The sequence below is a fragment of the Burkholderia latens genome (assembly GCF_001718795.1).
GTDB lineage: Bacteria > Pseudomonadota > Gammaproteobacteria > Burkholderiales > Burkholderiaceae > Burkholderia > Burkholderia latens_A.
Genome location: NZ_CP013437.1, coordinates 538309 through 556529, shown reverse-complemented (window position 1 = coordinate 556529; position 18221 = coordinate 538309). Strand labels below are relative to the sequence as shown.

Below are 18221 nucleotides of genomic sequence, written 5' to 3'. Positions count from 1 at the left end.
TAATGTTCCAAATTGCGCTTTCGAATGTCCTGATACATTGTGCGTCGCGCATGCGGCCGACGTTGCTTCAATGAAAATCGTGCACGTGCGGATACTGCTCGAATACCCGCGCGACCGTCTCGAGCGCGGCGCTGCACGCGGCATCCGTCGTCTCCGCGCCGATGCACACGCGCACCGCATTCGGCCGCTCGGTATTGCCGACGAGGAATGGATCAGGCGACGTCACCGCGATCTTGCGCGTACGCAATTCGCGCACGAGCCGGTCGGCCTGCCAGTAATCGGGCACGCGCAGCCACGCCGACAACGCGTTCGGATGCGCGCCGAGCACGTATGGGCCGAGCGCGGCCTTGACCATCTCCTGGCGCACCGCCAGCCGCTGCCGCTGCAGTTCGACGAGGCGCCGCGCGGTGCCGTCCGCGATCCAGCGCGTCGCGATCTCGGCGATCGGCGACGTCGCCATCCAGCTGCTCACGCGCAGCACGCTCTCGACGCGCAGCGCGAGCCGCCGCGGCATCGCGAGGTAGCCGGTGCGCAAGCCTGTCAGCACGGACTTGGTCATGCTCGTGCAGTAAAAGCCCAGCTCCGGAATCAGGCTCGCGATCGGAGTCGCCGTCTTTGCGGGCAGCGGGCCGTACACGTCGTCCTCGATCACGTACACGCCGTAGCGCGACGCGATCCGCGCGATCGCCTTGCGGCGCGAATCGGACATCATCGACACCGTCGGGTTGTTGAGGGTCGGCGTGCACACGAGCGCGCTGATCTTTTCGCTGTCGCACATTTCCTCGAAATGTTCCGGGCGGATTCCGTGTTCGTCCATTTCGAGGCCCTTCAGCGTAAACCCGAGCACGTTCGCCGAACCGATTACGCCGTGGTCAGTCAGGCTTTCGCACAACACGGTGTCGCCGGGTCCGACGATCGATGCGAGCGCGAGAAAGATTCCGTGCGCGGCGCCGTTCGTGATCAGCAGCGATTCCGGATGCACGGGCATGTTCAGCGCCGCAAGCCACGCGGCGCCGGCTTCCCGATGCCCGTCGAGCCCCGCGATTGGCCTGAACGAGCGGATCCACGGCTGGTCGTCGGCGTCGGCCAGCGCTGCGCAGACGGCGCGCCACGCGGCATCGTGCTCGGGTGTATGAACGATGCGCGCGATCGAGAAGTCGACAAGCTCGCGCTCGGCCGTATCGAGGATGTAGTTCGACATCGACTCGGTCACGCGCGCGGCCACGAAGCTGCCGCGCCCCACTTCGCAGCGGATCAGGCCCTGCCTTTCGAGTTCCTTGTACGCGTTGGTGACGGTCTGCACGCTGACGCCGAGGCTCGACGCGACATCGCGCTGCGGCGCGAGCCGCGCGCCGGGAGCCAGCGCGCCGCTTTCGATGTCGGCAGCGATCGCCTTCACGAGCCGCTTGTATTTCGACTCGACGCCGTGCACCGCGCCGATCGCGTCCAGCCAGCGCGCCGATACCTCGGTCCGTCCCATCTCGATGTCTCCGTTGTCGCTACCGCATGGTCGCTCAGAAAGACACCTGAAAAATATTGTCCTAGTGCAATCGTGTGCGGAAGCCGGACAATAGGGCCAGCATGTGAATGTGTTGAATGGGGTTGCCCGGTCGCGGCCGCCGACGATCGAGCGGAGCGCATCGGTCGAAACCGCCGAAAGTCTGCTGTATCGGCAGCCCTGCGGGCGCTGCCGACAACCCGGTAGGACCGGTATGGTCCGGTCAGACGCCCGCCGCGCAGCGCTGTAGCGAGCCCTCACCGCTCACAACCTTACAGCTTGACCATCCGGGAGCCGCGCGCCTAAATTGCTTGTTGAAGATCGGCGTTCCCGGCATGCACGACGATATCCGGGCAACAAAAACGATAGTTTGCTATCGAATATTTTTGCCCCTATCATCTCGCCCATGACTAATCTGCACGATCTTCGCCTCGCCGTCAGCAGCCTCCTGGTGCTCACTGCGCGCAAGTGGCGCCGCACGAGCGACGCCGTGCTGACCGCATACAACGTGTCCGAAGCCTGCGCGACGCCGCTGCTGATCGCCGGCCGGCTCGGCGAAGGCGTGCGCCAGGGCACGCTCGCGGAGCACGTCGGCATCGAAGGGCCGTCGCTTGTGCGCCTGCTCGACCAGCTGTGCGCGGCCGGCCTCGCCCGCCGCGACGAGGATCCACACGACCGCCGTGCGAAAACGATCTCGCTCACGGCCGCCGGCCGCGCGGTCACCGCGAAGATGGAGGAAGACTTGCGCGTGCTGCGCGCGCAAGTGCTCAAAGGCGTCACGCGCGCCGATCTCGAAGCGACGCTGCGCGTGCTGAACGCGTTCAGCGCGGCCGATGCACAGCATCCGGCGCCGCGCCAATCCCACTCCTCCGATTCCGCGCGATGACCTATCCGAGCCTTCGCGACTGGCTGTTTTCCGGCAAGACGTTCGCCGCATCGATGCTGGCGTTGTACCTCGGCCTGTATTTCCAGCTGCCACGCCCGTACTGGGCGATGGCGAGCGTCTACATCGTGTCGAACCCGTTCGTCGGCGCGACACGCTCGAAGGCGCTGTATCGTGCACTCGGCACCGCGCTCGGCGCCGCCGCCGCGATCCTGTTCGTCCCGCCGTTCGTGGAGACGCCGTTGCTGTTCAGTGTCATTGTCGCGACATGGTGCGGCACGCTGCTGTACCTCGCAATGTCCGACCGAACCGCGCGCAGCTACGTGTTCATGCTTGCCGGCTACACGATGCCGCTGGTCGCGCTGCCGACGGTGACCGATCCGTCGACGATCTTCGATGTCGCGATCGCGCGCACCGAGGAAATCGTGCTCGGCATTGTGTGCGCCAGCGTGGTCGGCAGCACGGTGTTTCCGAACCGGCTCGCGCCGACGCTGATCGAGCGCACCGATGCGTGGTTCAAGGATGCCGCGTTCTATGGCCGCGAGACGTTGTCCGGCCACCTCGCAGGCAAGGCACTGTCCGCGTGCCGGCAGCGCCTCGCCGCGACCATCACCGGCCTCGAATTCCTGTTGAGCCAGCTGAGCTACGACCATGCGCACCCGCGCGTGCTTGCGCGGGCGCAGGCGCTCGCCGGCCGGATGCAGCTGTTCTTGCCGCTGATGTCGTCGCTCGCCGATCCGCTGATCGCGCTGATGCGCGAGCTGCATGTGCGCCCGCCGGCTCTCGATGCGCTGCTCGCCGATGCCGCGAAGTGGTTCGACGCACCGCTGCCGTCGCTGAAGGCCGGCACCGACGGCGAGACGGCCCATGATCCCGTCGCGGACGACCTGCGCGAGCGCATCGCGTCGCTGCAGCCGCCGGACAGCGCACTCGCGAGCTGGGATGGCGCGCTGCTGTCGAACGCGCTGTGGCGACTGCGCCAGGTCATCGACATCTGGCAGGATTGCCGCACGCTGCGCGCGCTGATTGCAAACGAAACCGGCGCGTGGCAACCGCGCTACCGGCATTGGCGACTCGGCGGCACCGAGCGCTTCTTCGATCGCGGAATGATGCTGTTCTCGACGCTGACCGTCGCAGGCGCAATCGTGCTTGCGTGCTGGCTTTGGATCGCGTCCGGCTGGCACGACGGTGCCGGCGCGGTCACGCTGGTCGCCGTCGCGTGCAGCTTCTTCGCGGCGCTCGACGAGCCCGCACCGCTCGTGTTCAAGTTTTTCCTGGCCACAGCCGCGAGCGTCGTGTTCGCGGGCCTTTACCTGTTTGCCGTGCTGCCCCACGTGCATGACTTCCCGATGCTCGTGCTGATGTTCGCCGGCCCGTTCATCCTGATCGGCACGCTGCTGCCGCGCCCGCAATTCAACATGGTGACGATGCTCGTCGCGGTCAACACGGCGACCTTCATCAGCATCCAAAGCGCTTACGACGCCGATTTCTTCGTGTTCCTGAACAGCAACCTCGCGGGCGTCGCCGGGCTGTTGTTCGCGTACGTTTGGACCCGCGCGACGCGTCCGTTCGGCGCCGAGCTCGCGGTACGGCGCCTGTTGCGCTCCGGCTGGGAAGACGTCGCACGTTCAGCATCGACGCAGCCGCTCGACGATCAGCGCAACCACGCGTCCCGCATGCTCGATCGGGTCACGCAACTGCTGCCGCGGCTCGGCGCATCGGACGACCACCGCCATCCGTCGATCGAGAGCTTCCGCGACCTGCGCATCGCACTGAACGCGCTCGACCTGCGCCGCTCGCGCCGCAGGCTGGCCGGCGACGTGCCCGACGCGATCGATCGGGTGCTCGCCGGCGTCACCGATCACTACGCGCGCTGTGCGGCCGCGAACGCGCGCCAGCCAGCGCCGGCGGCACTGCTCGCATCGATCGACGACGCACTGCGGCGCGTAGCCCTCCGCCATCTGCCGGGCCCGTCGGCGGCGCCGGCGGATGGCACAACGGCGCCGGCCGCGGCTGCGATGCACCGCCGCCTGCGCGACACGCTGCACGCGCTCGTAGGCCTGCGGCTGTCGCTGTATCCGGCCGCGGCCGCACAGCCGCCGCAAGCCGCGGCCGACGGAGTACGCACATGATCCCGCTTCCCAACCTGTCTTTCCGACCGCGACCATGATCGGCGAAATCGACATCTTCGGCGTATTCGTGCCGGCCCCTCTCGTGCTGATGCTGATCGCTTATCTGGTCAACATCGTCGTGCGCGCGCTGCTCGAGCGCGTCGGCTTTTACCGCCTCGTCTGGCACCGTTCGATCTTCGACCTCGGCATCTACGTGTTCGTGTTTGCCGCCGTCGTCATCGTGTCCCACCATCTCGTGGCTAGCTAATCGTGAAAAAAACCTGGCTTTCGGCAGGGCAGATCCTGCTCACCCTGATCGTCGTCGTCGTCGCCGCCCTCGTGCTGTGGCGGATCATCAATTACTACATGTTCTCGCCGTGGACGCGCGACGGGCACGTGCGCGCCGACGTGATCCAGGTCGCGCCCGACGTGTCGGGCCTCATCACTTCGGTGCAGGTCGCCGACAACCAGGAAGTCAGACGCGGCCAGGTGCTGTTCGTAATCGACCAGGCACGCTACACGCTCGCGGAGCGGCTCGCCGAAGCGACGCTCGCGCAGCGCCGGGCGACGCTCGCCCAGGCGAAGCGCGAATATGCACGCAACATGCAGCTCGGCAACCTGGTCGCGAGCGAGCAGGTCGAGGGAAGCCGCACGCGCGTCGAGCAGGGCGAAGCCGCCGTCGCCGATGCGCAGGTGTCGCTCGACACCGCGAAGCTGAACCTGCAGCGTACGACCATCGTCAGCCCCATAGACGGCTACCTGAACGATCGCGCGCCGCGCGTCGGCGAATACGTGCCGGCCGGCCGCGCGGTGCTGTCCGTCGTCGACCGCAATTCGTTCCGCGTCGACGGCTACTTCGAGGAAACCAAGCTGCGTGGCATCCATATCGGCCAGCCCGTCGATATCGTCGTAATGGGCGAGCCGCGTCCGCTGCGCGGCCACGTGCAAAGCATCGTCGCGGCGATCGAAGATCGCGACCGCACGCAAGGCGCGAACCTGCTGCCGAACGTGAACCCGGCATTCAGCTGGGTGCGGCTCGCGCAACGTGTGCCGGTGCGCGTCGTGCTCGACGAGGTGCCCGACGACTTCCGGATGATCGCGGGCCGCACGGCGACCGTCGCGATACGCTCGGCCGATGCGCGCCGCGAGGACACCGCGAAGCGGGCCGCCGGCGCGTCAGCGGCGGCCTCTGCATCCGCACCCGCGGCCGTCGGCACGACCGGAGCATCGCAATGAACCGGCACCGCCTGCGCGTCGCCGCAGCCCTCGCGCCGCTCGCGCTTGCACTCGGTGCGTGCAAGTCAGTCGGTCCCGATTACACGCTGCCGCAGCAAGCATACGTGAATGCGCCGCTCGCGAATCATGCGCTCGATGACGCGAACGGCGCGCTCGTGTCGCGCGACGCGGTGCCCGGCAACTGGTGGCAGCTGTATGACGATCCGGTGCTCGACGAACTCGTGCGCAGCGCGCTGAAATCGAACACCGACCTGCGCGTCGCCGCGGCCAATCTCGCGCGTTCGCGCGCGGCGCTCGAAGTCGCGAACGAACAGGGCGGCTTTTCCGGCCGCGCGGAAGCCGGCGTGCAGCGCGCGCAGGAATCGGCCGAGCAGTATCTGCTCGAAAACAAGCTGCCGGTCGTAAACGAAGGCGCGGTCGGCATCAACGTGTCGTACGAACTCGATCTGTTCGGCAAGCTGCGTCGCGGCGTCGAAGCTGCGCGCGCGGACAGCGAAGCCGTGCAGGCGGCGGCCGACCTGGCGCGCATCACCGTCGTCGCCGATGTCGTGCGCGCATACGTCGAATCGTGCTCCGCCGGCGACGAGCTGGCGATCGCGAAACAGTCGCTCGCATTGCAGCAGCAGCGCGTGAAGCTGTCGCAACGGCTGCGCGATGTCGGGCGCGGCAACCAGACCGACGTGACGCGCGGCGTCACGCAGGTGCGCACGCTATCCGCCGACATACCGCGTTTCGAAGGCCGCCGCAAGGTCGCGCAATACCAGCTCGCCGCACTGCTCGCGCGCTCGCCGGCCGACTTGCCGAAGGCGGTCGTCGAATGCGAACGGCTGCCGAAACTCCGTCAGCCGATCCCGATCGGCGACGGCGCCGCGCTACTGCGGCGGCGCCCCGACGTGCGCGAGGCCGAGCGCCAGCTCGCCGCCGCGACCGCGCGGATCGGCGTCGCGACTGCCGCGCTGTATCCGTCGATCAGCATCGGCGCGTCGGCCGGTTCGGTCGGCGTGGCTGCCGACCTGTTCTCGTCCACCACGAATCGCTGGTCGTTCGGACCGCTGATCAGCTGGACGTTTCCGGTCAACGGCCAGCGCGCGCGCGTGCGTGAAGCCGAAGCCGCGACCAGCGGCGCGCTCGCGCACTTCGACGGCGTCGTGCTGAACGCATTGCGCGAAACGCAGTCGAGCCTCGCGACGTATGCGGCCGACGTGCAGCGCACCGACGCGCTGCGCACGGCCTACGAATCGGCGCGCAATTCCGCGGACGAAACGCACCGGCTCTTTGCGGCGGGGCGCGAGTCGTTCATTTCCGATCTCGATGCGACACGCACGCTGACGAGTGTGCGCGCACAGGTCGCGGCGGCCGAAGGCCAGGTCGCAGCCGATCAGGTGAGGTTGTTCCTCGCGCTCGGTGGCGGATGGGAAGCCGATGTGGCGGCCGACGCACCGGCCGCGGCGTCCAACGCACGCAAATAAGCGCACGCGAACCCGCGCGGCGCACGCGTTTCCCGCAGCGTCGTGCGCGGTTTCGCATGTCCGGCATGTGGATGCGAACGTCGCGCGTCCGCCGCGTTACCGGTACACTCGTGCGCAATTTCGTCGTCCGCGCGCCGCCCGCCGCGCGGCCCCTTTCCGGAGAACCCTCATGCGAACCAGCGCCCGTAATCAATTCGTCGGCCAGATCGGTACCGTCACGCCCGGCGCCGTCAACGACGAGATCACGCTGCGCACCCGTGACGGCCTCGACATCGTCGCGATCATCACGCATGGCAGCGCGGCATCGCTCGGTCTCGCAGCCGGCATGAACGCATTCGCGCTCGTCAAGGCGTCGTCGGTGATCGTGATGGTCGACGTCGACCGTAGCAAGGTGTCGGCCCGCAATTGCGTCGCGGGCACCGTGTCGTCGATCGCGAAAGGTGCGGTGAATTCGGAAGTCGTGATCAAGGCAGCAGGCGGTGCCGAGATCGTCGCGATCGTGACCAACGACAGCGTCGACCGTCTCGGTCTCGCGAGCGGCAAGGCCGCCGCCGCGATCTTCAAGGCATCGAGCGTGATCGTCGGCGTCGAATGATCGGCCCGTCGCTTGCAATGACGTCTACTCGTTCGTCGCAAGCATCGCGCTGCGCTCTGGCGGCATGTGGACGGACGCGATGACGTCCGCGCGCGAGCACGCACGCGAGCGCGTGTTGCAAGCGCTGCTATCCGCGGCTGCCGACGCGGCGTCCGCGGATACACGTCTGTTCGCCGTACTCGTCGCGGCCCGCGCATGCCGCGACGAGCTCGCGCTGCTCGGCCTGCCGTCCGTGCAGTGGAACGGCCTGGTTGCCCGCCACTTTCCGCATCTCGGGCCGGCCGATGCGGCCACGCTTCTGCCATCTGATGCGTGCGCGCCCCTGGCGGCCGCGCACGCGCATTTCGTCGCAACACTGCTCGCTTTGCTGATGCAGGATGCGCATCCCGCCATCGCACGCGACGATGCCGAGTGCATCGCCGTGATCGTCGCGCATGCGTGTCTGCGCCCCGATCACCTCTGGCGCGATCTCGGCCTCGACGGTCGCGACGCGGTTTCCGCCATGTTCGACCGCTATTTCCCCGCGCTCGCTGCGCGCAATGTCGCACAGCTGCGCTGGAAGAAATTCCTCGCACAGGAAGTGGCCGCTTCCCGCGGGCAAGTGGCGGGGCCAGCCCCAGGATGTCCGGGCTGCGACGATTTCGGGTTCTGCTTTCCGCGCAAACAATAATCACGGCGTCAATTCGCGCGACTTGTTGCGCCCAGCGTTTCACCACCGGCCGCGCCATGTGCATACGTCTTTTATTCGCCGGTTCGTCCGATTGCATCGTCCACAGGAGCCAGCCTTGCCCGACATCGCCACCCCCAATCTGCCGTCCCGTGATTTCGAAGCGACGTCGCTTTTCTACGCCAAGCTCGGCTTTGCCGAAACGTGGCGCGACGATGACTGGATGATCCTGAGACGCGGGGATCTGCTGCTGGAGTTCTTCCGCCACCCGGATCTCGACCCGGCCACGAGCGCGTTCAGCTGCTGCTTCCGGCTCGCCGACGTCGGCGCATTTTTCGATGAGTTGCTCGCGGCAGGCCTTCCGCAACAATCGACCGGCTGGCCGCGCGTGCATCGACCGACACGCGAACCATGGGGCGGCATCGTCGGCGCGCTGATCGACCCCGATGGTTCGTTGATACGCCTGATTCAGGCGGAGGACTGAAAGCGCAAGCCGATTGCCGGCGGCGCTGCGGGCTCGAACCGACTCCCATAAACGGTCACCTTGCGCGACGCAACGCACGCGCGCATGCAGCGTCTGCCTGCGCCGCGAGATCAGTGTCTGTGGCGGTGGTGAATGTCGGGGAAATGCGCGTGACTGTGCGTGATCGGCAGATGTACGTGCGGATGCGTGTGCGGTTCGTCATCGTCGTACGGGAAGTCGTGCGTGTGCTGATGATGCTCGTCGTGCCGATGTCGGTGCGTATGCGCAAGCGGTTCATGCGTGTGCTCGTGTTCGTGCCGTTCGCGTACATGAAGCCAGATGCCGAGCGCCATCAATGCGGCAGCGATCCAGAACGCAAAGGACGGGAGCACCGGCCAGATCAGCAGCGACAGCACGACGCCAAACAGCGGCGCGACGGAAAAATAAGCGCCCGTGCGCGCACTGCCTAGATGACGCAGCGCGACCACGAACAGCACGAGGCTGATCCCGTAGCCGCCGAGGCCCGTCAGCATCGCGGCGGCCACGACGGGAACGGCGGGCAGCGTCGCGCCGCCTGCGAGCGCGATGCCGATATTGACAGGTCCGGCGACGAGCCCTTTCACGCACGCGATTATCATCGCATCGTTCACTGCGACCTTGCGGGTCAGGTTGTTGTCGATCGCCCAGCACAGGCATGCGCCGGCGATCAGCAACGCGCCGGCGGTCACGCTTGCGTGACCCGGCGACCACGACAGCAGCGTGCCGCCGGCGACGATTGCCAGCATGCCGAGAAGCACCTGGACGTCGACGTTCTCGCGGAACACGACCCATGCGATGACGGCGGTCAGCACCCCTTCGAGATTGAGCAACAGCGCGCTCGTCGCGGCCGGCGTCGTGGACAGGCCGAGCATTAGCAACGCCGGCCCCGCGATGCCGCCGGCCGCGATCGCACCGGCGAGCCACGGCAAATCGGCCCGTCGCAGCGGCGCGGCGTTTTCCGCGACACCCCCGCGGCTGGACAATCGGCGCAGCAGGATCCCGGTCCCCAGACCGATTCCGCTGCCGAGATAGAACAGCCCGGCGACCATGAACGGCGACATCGCACCGATCAATGCCTTGGCGAGCGGCGTCGCGGCGCCGAACAACGCAGCGGCGGTGAGCGCTACCAGAATCGCGGATTGTCTGGGGTTCATGAGGCTGGTTTTTCGGTGAGTGTCAGTGCGTATCCGACCAAGGCCTTCGTGCAATGGCATCGATCGTGCGCGTTGCCGCAGCCGTTGAATTCGCGCAGCGCGCGCCACGCCGTATTTTAATGAACGACGCAGACGGGCTCGTGCAACGTGTACCGATTCCTCGGTCCCGGTCGCTCCATTATTGCGTTCGTGTCTCGGCTCGCCGACTCACATGGGTATTGCTTCATTCGCAATCCAAATAAATGGCCGGCGCAGCCGATCATTAATATGGATCACGAGTCATTTGATCACTCGCGAGTGGCGTTGTCGCATAAGCCGTTTTTTTGCTACTGGGGCCGTCATGCTCGCGTGACACGACCGATGCGTTGGACTAGCCAGGGCCGCCGTCGCGTTTCGTCGTCTAGTCGATGGACAATTCGATACTGAACGGGTAAGACGAGATGCTGGTACTGCCGGAGGGAAGCGCCGACCCGCCCCGTGGAGCAGATCGGCCCTTGAGGTGATGGCCTGCACGTTGGTGCAGGCCGTCGCCGCGCGACCGCACGGCGACGCATCGCGAGTTACTCGCTCGCGGTCGTTTGTTGCTCGGCTTGCGGTATTGCGTCTGCCGATGCTTCCGGGGCCGTCGGCTGCGGTTCGGCGGCGGCCGCCTGCGCATCGGCCTTCGGCTGCTGCGGTGCACCCTTTGCCGCTTGCGCACCGCCCTTGTTGCCCGGACGGCGCGACTTCAGCCGCCGCGCACGTGCCGCGTCGTCGTGTGTCACCCGACCGGCTTCGTTACCTTGCAGGTCAACCCGCACCGCGCCTTCGACGAGACACGACCAGTAGCGATTGCCGCGGCACCACGTGGACATCGCGTCGCGCAATTCGGCTTCGCTCAGGCCGAGCGCCTGCGCTTCGCGAGCCAGGTCGTCCCAGATGCCAACTTTCAGCGGCACTTTCGGGGCCGGATTCTTCGGGAACGCGCGCGGGAACCGCCGCTGCAGTTTGCCGATCGCGACGATCACCGGATCGACGGGGGCCGACGGCTTCGCCGAAGCGGGCTTGGCGCCCGACGGCGCTTTGTTCGCGGCGCCCGATTTTGCCCCGCGAGCAGCCCGGTCTCCGGACTTCGGCTTTTCGCCTGCGTCCGGTTGCGTAGCCGGTCGCTTCGCGTTGCGCTCCTGCTTGGCCTTGGCTGCGAGCTGCGCCCGCAATTCGGCAAGTTGTTCAAAACCCATAAATTCAATCCACCAGGAATATAAGGTGTGGTTCGTGCAGTCGTTCAGCACATCGGCGTTTCGCCGCATCGCCTGCGGCTCGTCTGCCACCGATGCGGAACATTGCGGGGCCGCATCGCTACCACCACTGTTTCAGGCACCCGGCCACGATGCCGGACAAAGGCAGGAGTGGAAGTATACCGGTACGCGCGGCCATCGGCTGCCTCACCGGTGCGCATTTGTCGGAACCGTGAGCCTGCTCATGCGACAGCGCGGTCGTGTTGCGCATTATGGCGGCGTTTGGGGCGGGCATCGACCCGTGCCTTACGTAGTGTCGTACGGCGACGCCTGGTTTGCGGGGACGGATCGCCATTGCTCGGGGCCCTCTTCACACGGCGAAAGGGCGCGCAGGTTGGCACCTGAGGACGTCGTAGCATGCGCTCCGGGTGGCCGGCTTGCGCATTTGTTGCGCGCGGCGCGTCGACTTCCGCCCATCGCAGCCTTCATCGAATTAGTTGCGTCCGCATCGATCGAGAGCTGTACGGCGGCTGGGGAAAGTGCATAGCAGCCCCGACCAGTGTAGACAGCACTTCGGTGTGGGCGATCTCGCTACGCGCCACCTGATCAACGTGCTCGGCATCGAGTGAGGAGCGATCCCGGTTACACCAAATGGAGCGAAAACCTGTATCGCAACCGTCCGTCGTCGCTTGAACTGCCACGATGACAATGGAAACGTGATCGGTAGTTGCATGCATATGGCGCTTCGCGCGGCCTCGAGCAATCGCTATGCCCCGGGATAGCATCGCGCAACCGAGTCGGGCAGGGGCGCCTATGTATCGGCATTCGATTTACGGCCTTGCGCAGCGACCGCTGAGGCCGGCTGCCTCTTCGCTGCTACCGACTCGGTCGCCGAAAATCAGAACACGCCAAGCACTAGGCCCGCTGCAAGACCGGCGCCGATTTCCGCGCAGCGCGCGAGATCGTCGCTGTCGATCGTCTTCGATGCGAGGATGCGTTCCGGCGTCTGCGCATGCGTGCAGACGATCAATCCCGGCGCGACGTTCCTGAGCCGCCAGCCCGTCGCGATCCGATCGATCTGACGCAACGCGTTCTGCCCATCGCTGCCCGCGCAGATCATCGCCGCATACGGCCTGCCGTTCACGCGATCGAGCGCCGCGTAGTAACAGCGATCGAAAAAATCCTTCATGATCCCCGACATCGCGGCCAGATTCTCCGGCGTCGCGAACAGGTACCCGTCCGCGGCGAGCACGTCGTCGGCGTTCGTCGCATCCGCACGCTGCAATCTGACGTCGATGCCAGGTTGCTCACGCGCCGCAATTGCCGCTGCCTCGGCCATTTGCTGCGTACCGCCGGTCATCGTGTGATAGACGATCAACAGCGTTTTCATCGGTGTTCGCTCGCTTTTCGTTTCATGGTCGGCCACCACGCACCTCCGCTCGGCCGGATACGCTACGCCGACCGTCCGCGAGTGGCGAGGAGTTGCCTGTCGCCGAGTGGCATTTTGCTCGATGTGACGGACGAGGCGCGGCGCGAAGCGGAGCCGCTTCACAATTCGGCTGGGGCGCTCAGTTGCGTTCCTCACCCAACGCATCGACATCGTCGCGCTGCGCGTAATACGCGAGAAACATGTCGGCGGCCGCTTCCGCGACCTTCCGCTGTTCCTGTGAACCGAGCGGCGGCTGGCCCATCGTCACCTGCGGCCAGAACGCGAACGCCTTCACCATGCCGTGCAGTTGATGCGCGGCGAACACGGAATCAGGCGCGGTCAGCCTGCCAGCCGCCGCGGCCGCGCGAATCCAGACCGTCACGTCTTCTTCGCGCTCGCCCATGCGTTCGACCATATCGCGCGCGCGTTCCGGCGAGTGGATGGCCGCGCCGATCGCGACTCGGGCGAGCGCGACGAACGCTTCATCGCTCAGCAGGCGTAATTTCCGGCCCAGCAATGCCAGTAATTGATCGCGCAACGGCATGTCGGCCTGGTAACCCGGTGCGCCGGCGGTGAAGGTTGCGTCCCACAGCTGATGCAGGATCGCCGCGAATAGCGCTTCCTTGCCCGGGAAATGGTTGTAGACCGTGCGTTTCGACACGCGTGCCCGCGCGGCAATTCGATCCATGCTGGTTGCGTCGTAACCGGCAGCGAGAAATTCCTCGATCGCCGCATCGATAATTGCCGCGCGCTTTCGATCGGTCAAACGCGCCGGAGTGGTACTGGTGTTCATTCGAAAATTTTACACCGATGAGTTTACATTTCCCACGGATAAACTACTACACTGGTCGGTGTACTTTTACTTTCGGATGAGTCCCAATGGCTTCGCCTCTCGTTTTCCTTCACCGCATGCTTGGGTTCGCTGCTGCGAGGCGCGGTCGCGCGCTGTCCGGCACGTCGCAGCAGCACAACGGCGAGCGTTTCAGCAACGTCGCCCCGCAGTCGGCCGAAGGGCTTGGCAAGACGCTTGGCATCGCCTGGAACATGCTGGTTAACAAGCCGCGCGACACGGTTCCGACGGGGCCACTACCGATCGATTCGATGAGCCGCGCGCAACTCGACGCGGCCCCCGATCGCAGTCTTTACCGGCTCGGTCATTCGACGTTGCTGATGAAACTGCGCGGCGCGTTCTGGCTGACCGATCCCGTATTTGCCGAACGCGCGTCGCCATTTCGGCACATCGGCCCCAAACGTTTTCACGCACCGCCGATTTCGCTCGAGGATCTGCCGCCGTTACGCGCGGTGATCCTGTCGCACGACCACTACGATCATCTCGATCGCGACACGGTCGTGGCATTGGCAGCCACCACGGAGCTCTTCATCACGCCCCTCGGGGTCGGCGACCGACTGATCGAATGGGGCATCGACGGGAAGAAGGTTCGCCAGCTCGACTGGTGGCAAAACATTGACGTCGACGGGCTCCTGCTGACTGCAACTCCCGCGCAGCACTTCTCGGGGCGCAGCTTGTTTGACGGAAACAGCACGTTGTGGGCCTCGTGGGTGATCGCGGATGACGCCCGGCGCATATTCTTCAGCGGGGACACAGGTTACTTCGACGGCTTCAAGACAATCGGCGAGCGTCTGGGGCCATTCGATGTGACGCTGATCGAAACAGGCGCATATGACCCGCAATGGCCGTACGTGCACATGCAGCCGGAGGAAACAGTTCAGGCACATGTCGATCTGCGCGGCCGCACACTGGTGCCGATTCACAACGGCACGTTCGATCTCGCGATGCATCGCTGGGAAGAGCCATTCGAACGTGTGACGGCGTTGGCGATGGCACGTGGCATCGCATTGTCCACGCCGAGGATGGGAGAACAGCTCGATTTGAATGCGCCGCACCGCGGGGAGCGGTGGTGGCGAAAGGCAGACGCACAAACGAAGGCGCTAGCGGCGAAAGCGCGACGGTGGCGACTTTGTGCGACGGGCACCAGCCAGTAAGGTGGAGTGATCAGTTTGTATGCGCCGTGATCTTCGATCGAGAAGTTGCGGCGCGGAGGATTTGGTTCTTCGCCCCAGAACCTCGTGCCGCAGAGGACGCCGTGAGGTAATCGGAATGCATTGGCTGCCCGGCATTGGCCAGTGACAACCGGCCTTGGTGAGGATACGGATCCGACCGCGATGGCATGCGGGCGCTTCATTGTTCTACGCGCGCTATGCGCATCCCGGACTCGTCAGCCCATCGGTGAACGCTCAGCCCGGATTCTCAGCGGCTGCCGCTCCGGCCCGGCAAAGTCCTTATTCCGTTGTACGTGCGGTTCGATTCTTCGCGCTTTGTTTCAAGCGAGCGCAGGGCTAAGCGCCGTTAGCCTTGTTGTCACGTGACAACCGAGGGTCGAGGCGCTTCATATCACGGCGCTGATCGAACCTTCTTACTAAGGGAAGTAACGCCGGCGAGCATATCAATTAGAGCGTCGCCGTGGTGACATGTGCTAAAAACTACACATTACGTTTTGTTTGATACGAGAATGCGAGTACCTTGGGCCATGCAGCGCGCGCGGTCGCTAAAAGTTCATTCGCCCCCATTTTGCGTACTGATCACGCCGATTTTTCGTGAAACAACATGAACAAAATCGCGCAACCGCTTGCGTGACAAGGGTTTACGAATCGGAGTGCTTTTAGAGAAATGTTTCACGACCCCGCGATCATCCTGGCGCCGCCGGTCCCGCGTTCCACGTAGTTATTAAAAGCACTACCCGACTCCGGTTGCAAACAGCACACAAAACAGGTGGCCGAACGACCTTTGAAGTAGGAACGTCCCGGTGTAGCGCACCCTCTCCGTTGCTCGTCACCTCCATTGAGGCTGCGCCGTGATATATTAGGGACATATCAAAATGCTATATGCGACCCTGCACGCCGTGCTCGGTTGCCCGCTAATCGTCGTTGACCAGGGAGCAAGAAGTCGCCGCAAGGCCGCTCGACCTCCAACCCTGCCATGGATACGCAGCCGGTCCCTTGGCTCCCCGAATCCGTGTATGGGATTCAGTATTTCCATGTGAACCTCATGAGTTGTCACGTGACAACCCTGCGCGCTCCTACGACTCGCTAAACACCGATTACTCCCGGTCACTGGACGGGTCCACCGCCTAGTTGCCTGGGTACAGCAGCAAAGCCAACGGGCGGGTTGTTACGTGACAACTGGTGCCGTCGCGGCTCGAGGAGTACGAAAGCCAGCGTATGGGCATATGGAGGACGCTGGCGTCGTGTCGATGATCTAGAGATCGCTCAGGACCCCCTCGCGGCAGTCGAATCTGAACACTCCAGCCATAGATTGGCAACCCGGACGGGTGGACATTACGTTTGTCACGTGACAACACCACGTTTGCAAGCCCGCGCTTCGTTAATCCTGGACCGGCGAAGTAGTTTCAAGGATGGATAGTTGAGTCAGGCCGCGATGCTCTCATCTGTTGCGTCCATGTGAAAGCCGCAAGTCCATAATCGCCTCGTTCAATAATTTCTCCAGTCAATTTATTGTTTTCACTTTCCCTATCCTGGCCACTCTCCTATCCGGCCGACTTGTCACGTGACAACGACATCTACGGGAAATTCCAATTTTTCTATAACGTTTATCTGGACTTTTTGACAATAACTACATATATTACGTAAAACTCCGTGGAGAACTTAATGGCTTTCAAGATCGCGGTGAGCAATCAAAAAGGTGGCACGGGAAAGACGACCATCTCCGTCAATATCGCCGCTGCGTTCGAGGCAGGCGGCAACAAAGTCGCATTGATCGATGCCGACCCTCAAGGCACTTCGGTGAGGTGGGTCACGAGCGGAGAAAATACGCTCCCGATGACTGTCCTGTCGCTCGCCCCCGCCGGGCGGGGGATCGGCGGCGAAATCAAGAAACAGGATGCGAACTTCGACGTAATCGTCGTCGATTGTCCGGGCAACCTCGAAGACCCGCGCATCGCGTCCGTGCTCGAAGTCGCAGATTTCTGCCTCGTACCGCTGTCACCGTCGCCGGCCGACCTGTACAGCACCGTCGCGATGATCCGGATGATCGAGTCGATGCGCGCGGTCCGTAACCCCAATTTGTCTTCCGCACTGATGCTGAACAGCGTCAATGGAAAAACTAAAATGCGTGAAGAAATTTTAAAAATTCTAAAAGCTGAAGAAATAGGGGAGCATCTGCTCGACAGCCAGATCGCACAACGCGAGGTCTACCGCCAGACGTTCGCCCTCGGCACCACGATCCATCACCACAACCGCTACCTGAAGGGATTGAAGGAAGCGCGCGCGGAGATCGAGCGGTTGGTCACCGAAATGGCCCAATACATCGCGTCGACACGCGCTACCGGAGCCGCACATGGCTAAAGACACATCGAAAGAGAAGAAGCCCACCGGCAACCTGCATCTCGCAGCCGGCCTGCTGCGTGGGCTCGCGCAGGAAAACGCGGCACTGGAAACGCGCCTGCCCGATCCGGCGCCGGCATCGCCCGCCGCCGTCGAAGCCACGGCACCCGTCGCCGCGACCACCTCCGCCGACGCGCTGGAGCTTGGCGCACCGCAAAAAGTCGCGGTGAAGGACTGCATTCCGAATCCGTTCAATCCGCGCGTGTTCTACTCGGAATCGAGCCTGCACGAGCTCGCGCTGACACTGAAGCGGGAAGGGCAGATCGAGCCGATCAAGGTGACGCGGCTCCCTGAATTTCCGGGCAAGCTCGTCGTGATCGACGGACAGCGCCGCCTTCGTGCGACCAGCATCAACGGCGACGAGACGATCAACGCAACGTTTCGTACTGACCATACGCCCGAGCAGCTCTATACGATCGCCTATCGCGCGAACCACGACCACGAACGCCAGACCATCTTCGACGATGCGGTCGCGTGGAAGCGCCTTCTCGACGAAAAGGTCTTTCCCGACCAGAACACGCTTGCGGAAAAGATCGGCAAGGACAAGGCATCGATCAGCAAGACGCTGTCGCTGAACGCGCTGCCGAACACGCTGCTCGAACGGATGGCCAGCGCGAACGACGTGGTCGGCCTGCAGGCCGCATACTTTCTGAAGCTCATCTTCGAACGCATGGGCGAGCCGGCTGCCGACCGGCTGCTAACGGCAGTGATCGATCGGAAAAAGTCGGTGCGCGACCTTGAGAATTTCCTGCGCGCGCAGAGCGACGGCAGCAAGAAGTCGGGGCGCACGCGTTACAGCGTTCGTCATGATTTTGCGCTGGAATCGCGCGCGATCGGTCAATTGAAAACCTATCCGGACGGGCGTCTGGATCTTCAGCTGAAGGGCGTGGACGCTTCCCAGCAGGAGGCACTCGCCGACCGGCTCAAGGCCGTGATCGACGCGTACGTGGCGGAACTGGCGGCCGTCGCGCAAAAGTAACGGCCCAAGGCAAAGGCCTCGCACCAGCATGGCATCGTGCAACCAGATGCATTCGGTTG

General features: G+C 64.3%; 16 protein-coding genes. 11 read left to right on the top strand and 5 right to left on the bottom strand.

Annotated elements, in window-relative coordinates:
- Window positions 1–67: 67 nt before the first annotated feature.
- Window positions 68–1480 (bottom strand): PLP-dependent aminotransferase family protein, encoded by a 1413-nt coding sequence (locus tag WK25_RS18040; RefSeq protein WP_038571162.1) that lies wholly within the window; start codon window positions 1478–1480, stop codon window positions 68–70.
- A gap of 424 nt (window positions 1481–1904) precedes the next feature.
- On the opposite strand from WK25_RS18040, the gene WK25_RS18035 reads away from it, so the two are divergent.
- The 8 genes from WK25_RS18035 to WK25_RS18000 all read left to right on the top strand — a co-directional run bounded on the left by WK25_RS18035 (window position 1905) and on the right by WK25_RS18000 (window position 8943).
- Complete coding sequence (locus WK25_RS18035) at window positions 1905–2384, top strand: MarR family winged helix-turn-helix transcriptional regulator (RefSeq protein ID WP_038571159.1); 480 nt, start codon at window positions 1905–1907, stop codon at window positions 2382–2384.
- A complete protein-coding gene (locus WK25_RS18030; protein ID WP_038571156.1) occupies window positions 2381–4513 on the top strand; it encodes an FUSC family protein in 2133 nt (710 codons plus the stop codon). The genes WK25_RS18035 and WK25_RS18030 overlap by 4 nt, the downstream gene beginning before the upstream one ends.
- 34 nt (window positions 4514–4547) lie before the next feature.
- A complete protein-coding gene (locus WK25_RS18025) occupies window positions 4548–4760 on the top strand; it encodes a DUF1656 domain-containing protein (protein WP_038571153.1) in 213 nt (70 codons plus the stop codon).
- Between the two features lie 2 nt (window positions 4761–4762).
- On the top strand, window positions 4763–5728 hold the full coding sequence (locus WK25_RS18020; RefSeq protein ID WP_069242274.1) for an HlyD family secretion protein: 966 nt from the start codon (window positions 4763–4765) through the stop codon (window positions 5726–5728).
- On the top strand, window positions 5725–7197 hold the full coding sequence (locus tag WK25_RS18015; RefSeq protein WP_069242273.1) for an efflux transporter outer membrane subunit: 1473 nt from the start codon (window positions 5725–5727) through the stop codon (window positions 7195–7197). Before WK25_RS18020 ends, WK25_RS18015 begins: the two co-directional genes overlap by 4 nt.
- A 169-nt stretch (window positions 7198–7366) precedes the next feature.
- Complete coding sequence (locus WK25_RS18010) at window positions 7367–7792, top strand: TOBE domain-containing protein (protein WP_069242272.1); 426 nt, start codon at window positions 7367–7369, stop codon at window positions 7790–7792.
- Window positions 7793–7871: 79 nt separating this feature from the next.
- Window positions 7872–8462 carry a nitrogen fixation protein NifQ gene (locus WK25_RS18005; RefSeq protein ID WP_069242461.1) on the top strand — a complete coding sequence of 197 codons (591 nt, stop codon included), beginning with the start codon at window positions 7872–7874 and terminating at the stop codon, window positions 8460–8462.
- 115 nt (window positions 8463–8577) lie between these two features.
- The gene (locus WK25_RS18000; protein WP_038571142.1) at window positions 8578–8943 is read left to right on the top strand and encodes a bleomycin resistance protein; all 366 of its coding nucleotides are present in this window, start codon (window positions 8578–8580) and stop codon (window positions 8941–8943) included.
- A gap of 110 nt (window positions 8944–9053) precedes the next feature.
- Here the strand turns inward: WK25_RS18000 and WK25_RS17995 are convergent, their stop codons facing one another.
- The 4 genes from WK25_RS17995 to WK25_RS17980 all read right to left on the bottom strand — a co-directional run bounded on the left by WK25_RS17995 (window position 9054) and on the right by WK25_RS17980 (window position 13554).
- On the bottom strand, window positions 9054–10115 hold the full coding sequence (locus tag WK25_RS17995; RefSeq protein ID WP_069242271.1) for a DMT family transporter: 1062 nt from the start codon (window positions 10113–10115) through the stop codon (window positions 9054–9056).
- Between the two features lie 560 nt (window positions 10116–10675).
- Window positions 10676–11335, bottom strand: a complete 660-nt coding sequence (locus tag WK25_RS17990; RefSeq protein WP_038571136.1) for a ProQ/FinO family protein — start codon at window positions 11333–11335, stop codon at window positions 10676–10678.
- 895 nt (window positions 11336–12230) lie between these two features.
- Entirely contained in the window at window positions 12231–12722 is a 492-nt protein-coding gene (locus WK25_RS17985) for a flavodoxin family protein (RefSeq protein ID WP_069242270.1), read from the bottom strand.
- A gap of 178 nt (window positions 12723–12900) precedes the next feature.
- On the bottom strand, window positions 12901–13554 hold the full coding sequence (locus WK25_RS17980) for a TetR/AcrR family transcriptional regulator (RefSeq protein WP_069242269.1): 654 nt from the start codon (window positions 13552–13554) through the stop codon (window positions 12901–12903).
- Window positions 13555–13640: 86 nt separating this feature from the next.
- Between WK25_RS17980 and WK25_RS17975 the strand changes: the two genes are divergently transcribed.
- The 3 genes from WK25_RS17975 (at window position 13641) to WK25_RS17965 (ending at window position 18162) form a co-directional block, all read left to right on the top strand.
- A complete protein-coding gene (locus tag WK25_RS17975) occupies window positions 13641–14765 on the top strand; it encodes an MBL fold metallo-hydrolase (RefSeq protein ID WP_069242268.1) in 1125 nt (374 codons plus the stop codon).
- A gap of 1683 nt (window positions 14766–16448) precedes the next feature.
- Entirely contained in the window at window positions 16449–17144 is a 696-nt protein-coding gene (locus WK25_RS17970) for a ParA family protein (protein ID WP_011879640.1), read from the top strand.
- Window positions 17137–18162: a ParB/RepB/Spo0J family partition protein gene (locus WK25_RS17965; protein WP_069242267.1), complete on the top strand. Its 1026-nt coding sequence runs from the start codon at window positions 17137–17139 to the stop codon at window positions 18160–18162. Before WK25_RS17970 ends, WK25_RS17965 begins: the two co-directional genes overlap by 8 nt.
- Window positions 18163–18221: the final 59 nt, after the last annotated feature.

Coding starts and splice junctions, on each gene's coding strand:
- WK25_RS17980 (WP_069242269.1), bottom strand. CDS start 13,554: ATGAACACCAGTACCACTCCGGCGCGTTTGACCGATCGAAAGCGCGCG.
- WK25_RS17965 (WP_069242267.1), top strand. CDS start 17,137: ATGGCTAAAGACACATCGAAAGAGAAGAAGCCCACCGGCAACCTGCAT.
- WK25_RS17990 (WP_038571136.1), bottom strand. CDS start 11,335: ATGGGTTTTGAACAACTTGCCGAATTGCGGGCGCAGCTCGCAGCCAAG.
- WK25_RS17995 (WP_069242271.1), bottom strand. CDS start 10,115: ATGAACCCCAGACAATCCGCGATTCTGGTAGCGCTCACCGCCGCTGCG.
- WK25_RS18040 (WP_038571162.1), bottom strand. CDS start 1,480: ATGGGACGGACCGAGGTATCGGCGCGCTGGCTGGACGCGATCGGCGCG.
- WK25_RS18035 (WP_038571159.1), top strand. CDS start 1,905: ATGACTAATCTGCACGATCTTCGCCTCGCCGTCAGCAGCCTCCTGGTG.
- WK25_RS18005 (WP_069242461.1), top strand. CDS start 7,872: ATGACGTCCGCGCGCGAGCACGCACGCGAGCGCGTGTTGCAAGCGCTG.
- WK25_RS18010 (WP_069242272.1), top strand. CDS start 7,367: ATGCGAACCAGCGCCCGTAATCAATTCGTCGGCCAGATCGGTACCGTC.
- WK25_RS18015 (WP_069242273.1), top strand. CDS start 5,725: ATGAACCGGCACCGCCTGCGCGTCGCCGCAGCCCTCGCGCCGCTCGCG.
- WK25_RS17975 (WP_069242268.1), top strand. CDS start 13,641: ATGGCTTCGCCTCTCGTTTTCCTTCACCGCATGCTTGGGTTCGCTGCT.
- WK25_RS17970 (WP_011879640.1), top strand. CDS start 16,449: ATGGCTTTCAAGATCGCGGTGAGCAATCAAAAAGGTGGCACGGGAAAG.
- WK25_RS17985 (WP_069242270.1), bottom strand. CDS start 12,722: ATGAAAACGCTGTTGATCGTCTATCACACGATGACCGGCGGTACGCAG.
- WK25_RS18025 (WP_038571153.1), top strand. CDS start 4,548: ATGATCGGCGAAATCGACATCTTCGGCGTATTCGTGCCGGCCCCTCTC.
- WK25_RS18030 (WP_038571156.1), top strand. CDS start 2,381: ATGACCTATCCGAGCCTTCGCGACTGGCTGTTTTCCGGCAAGACGTTC.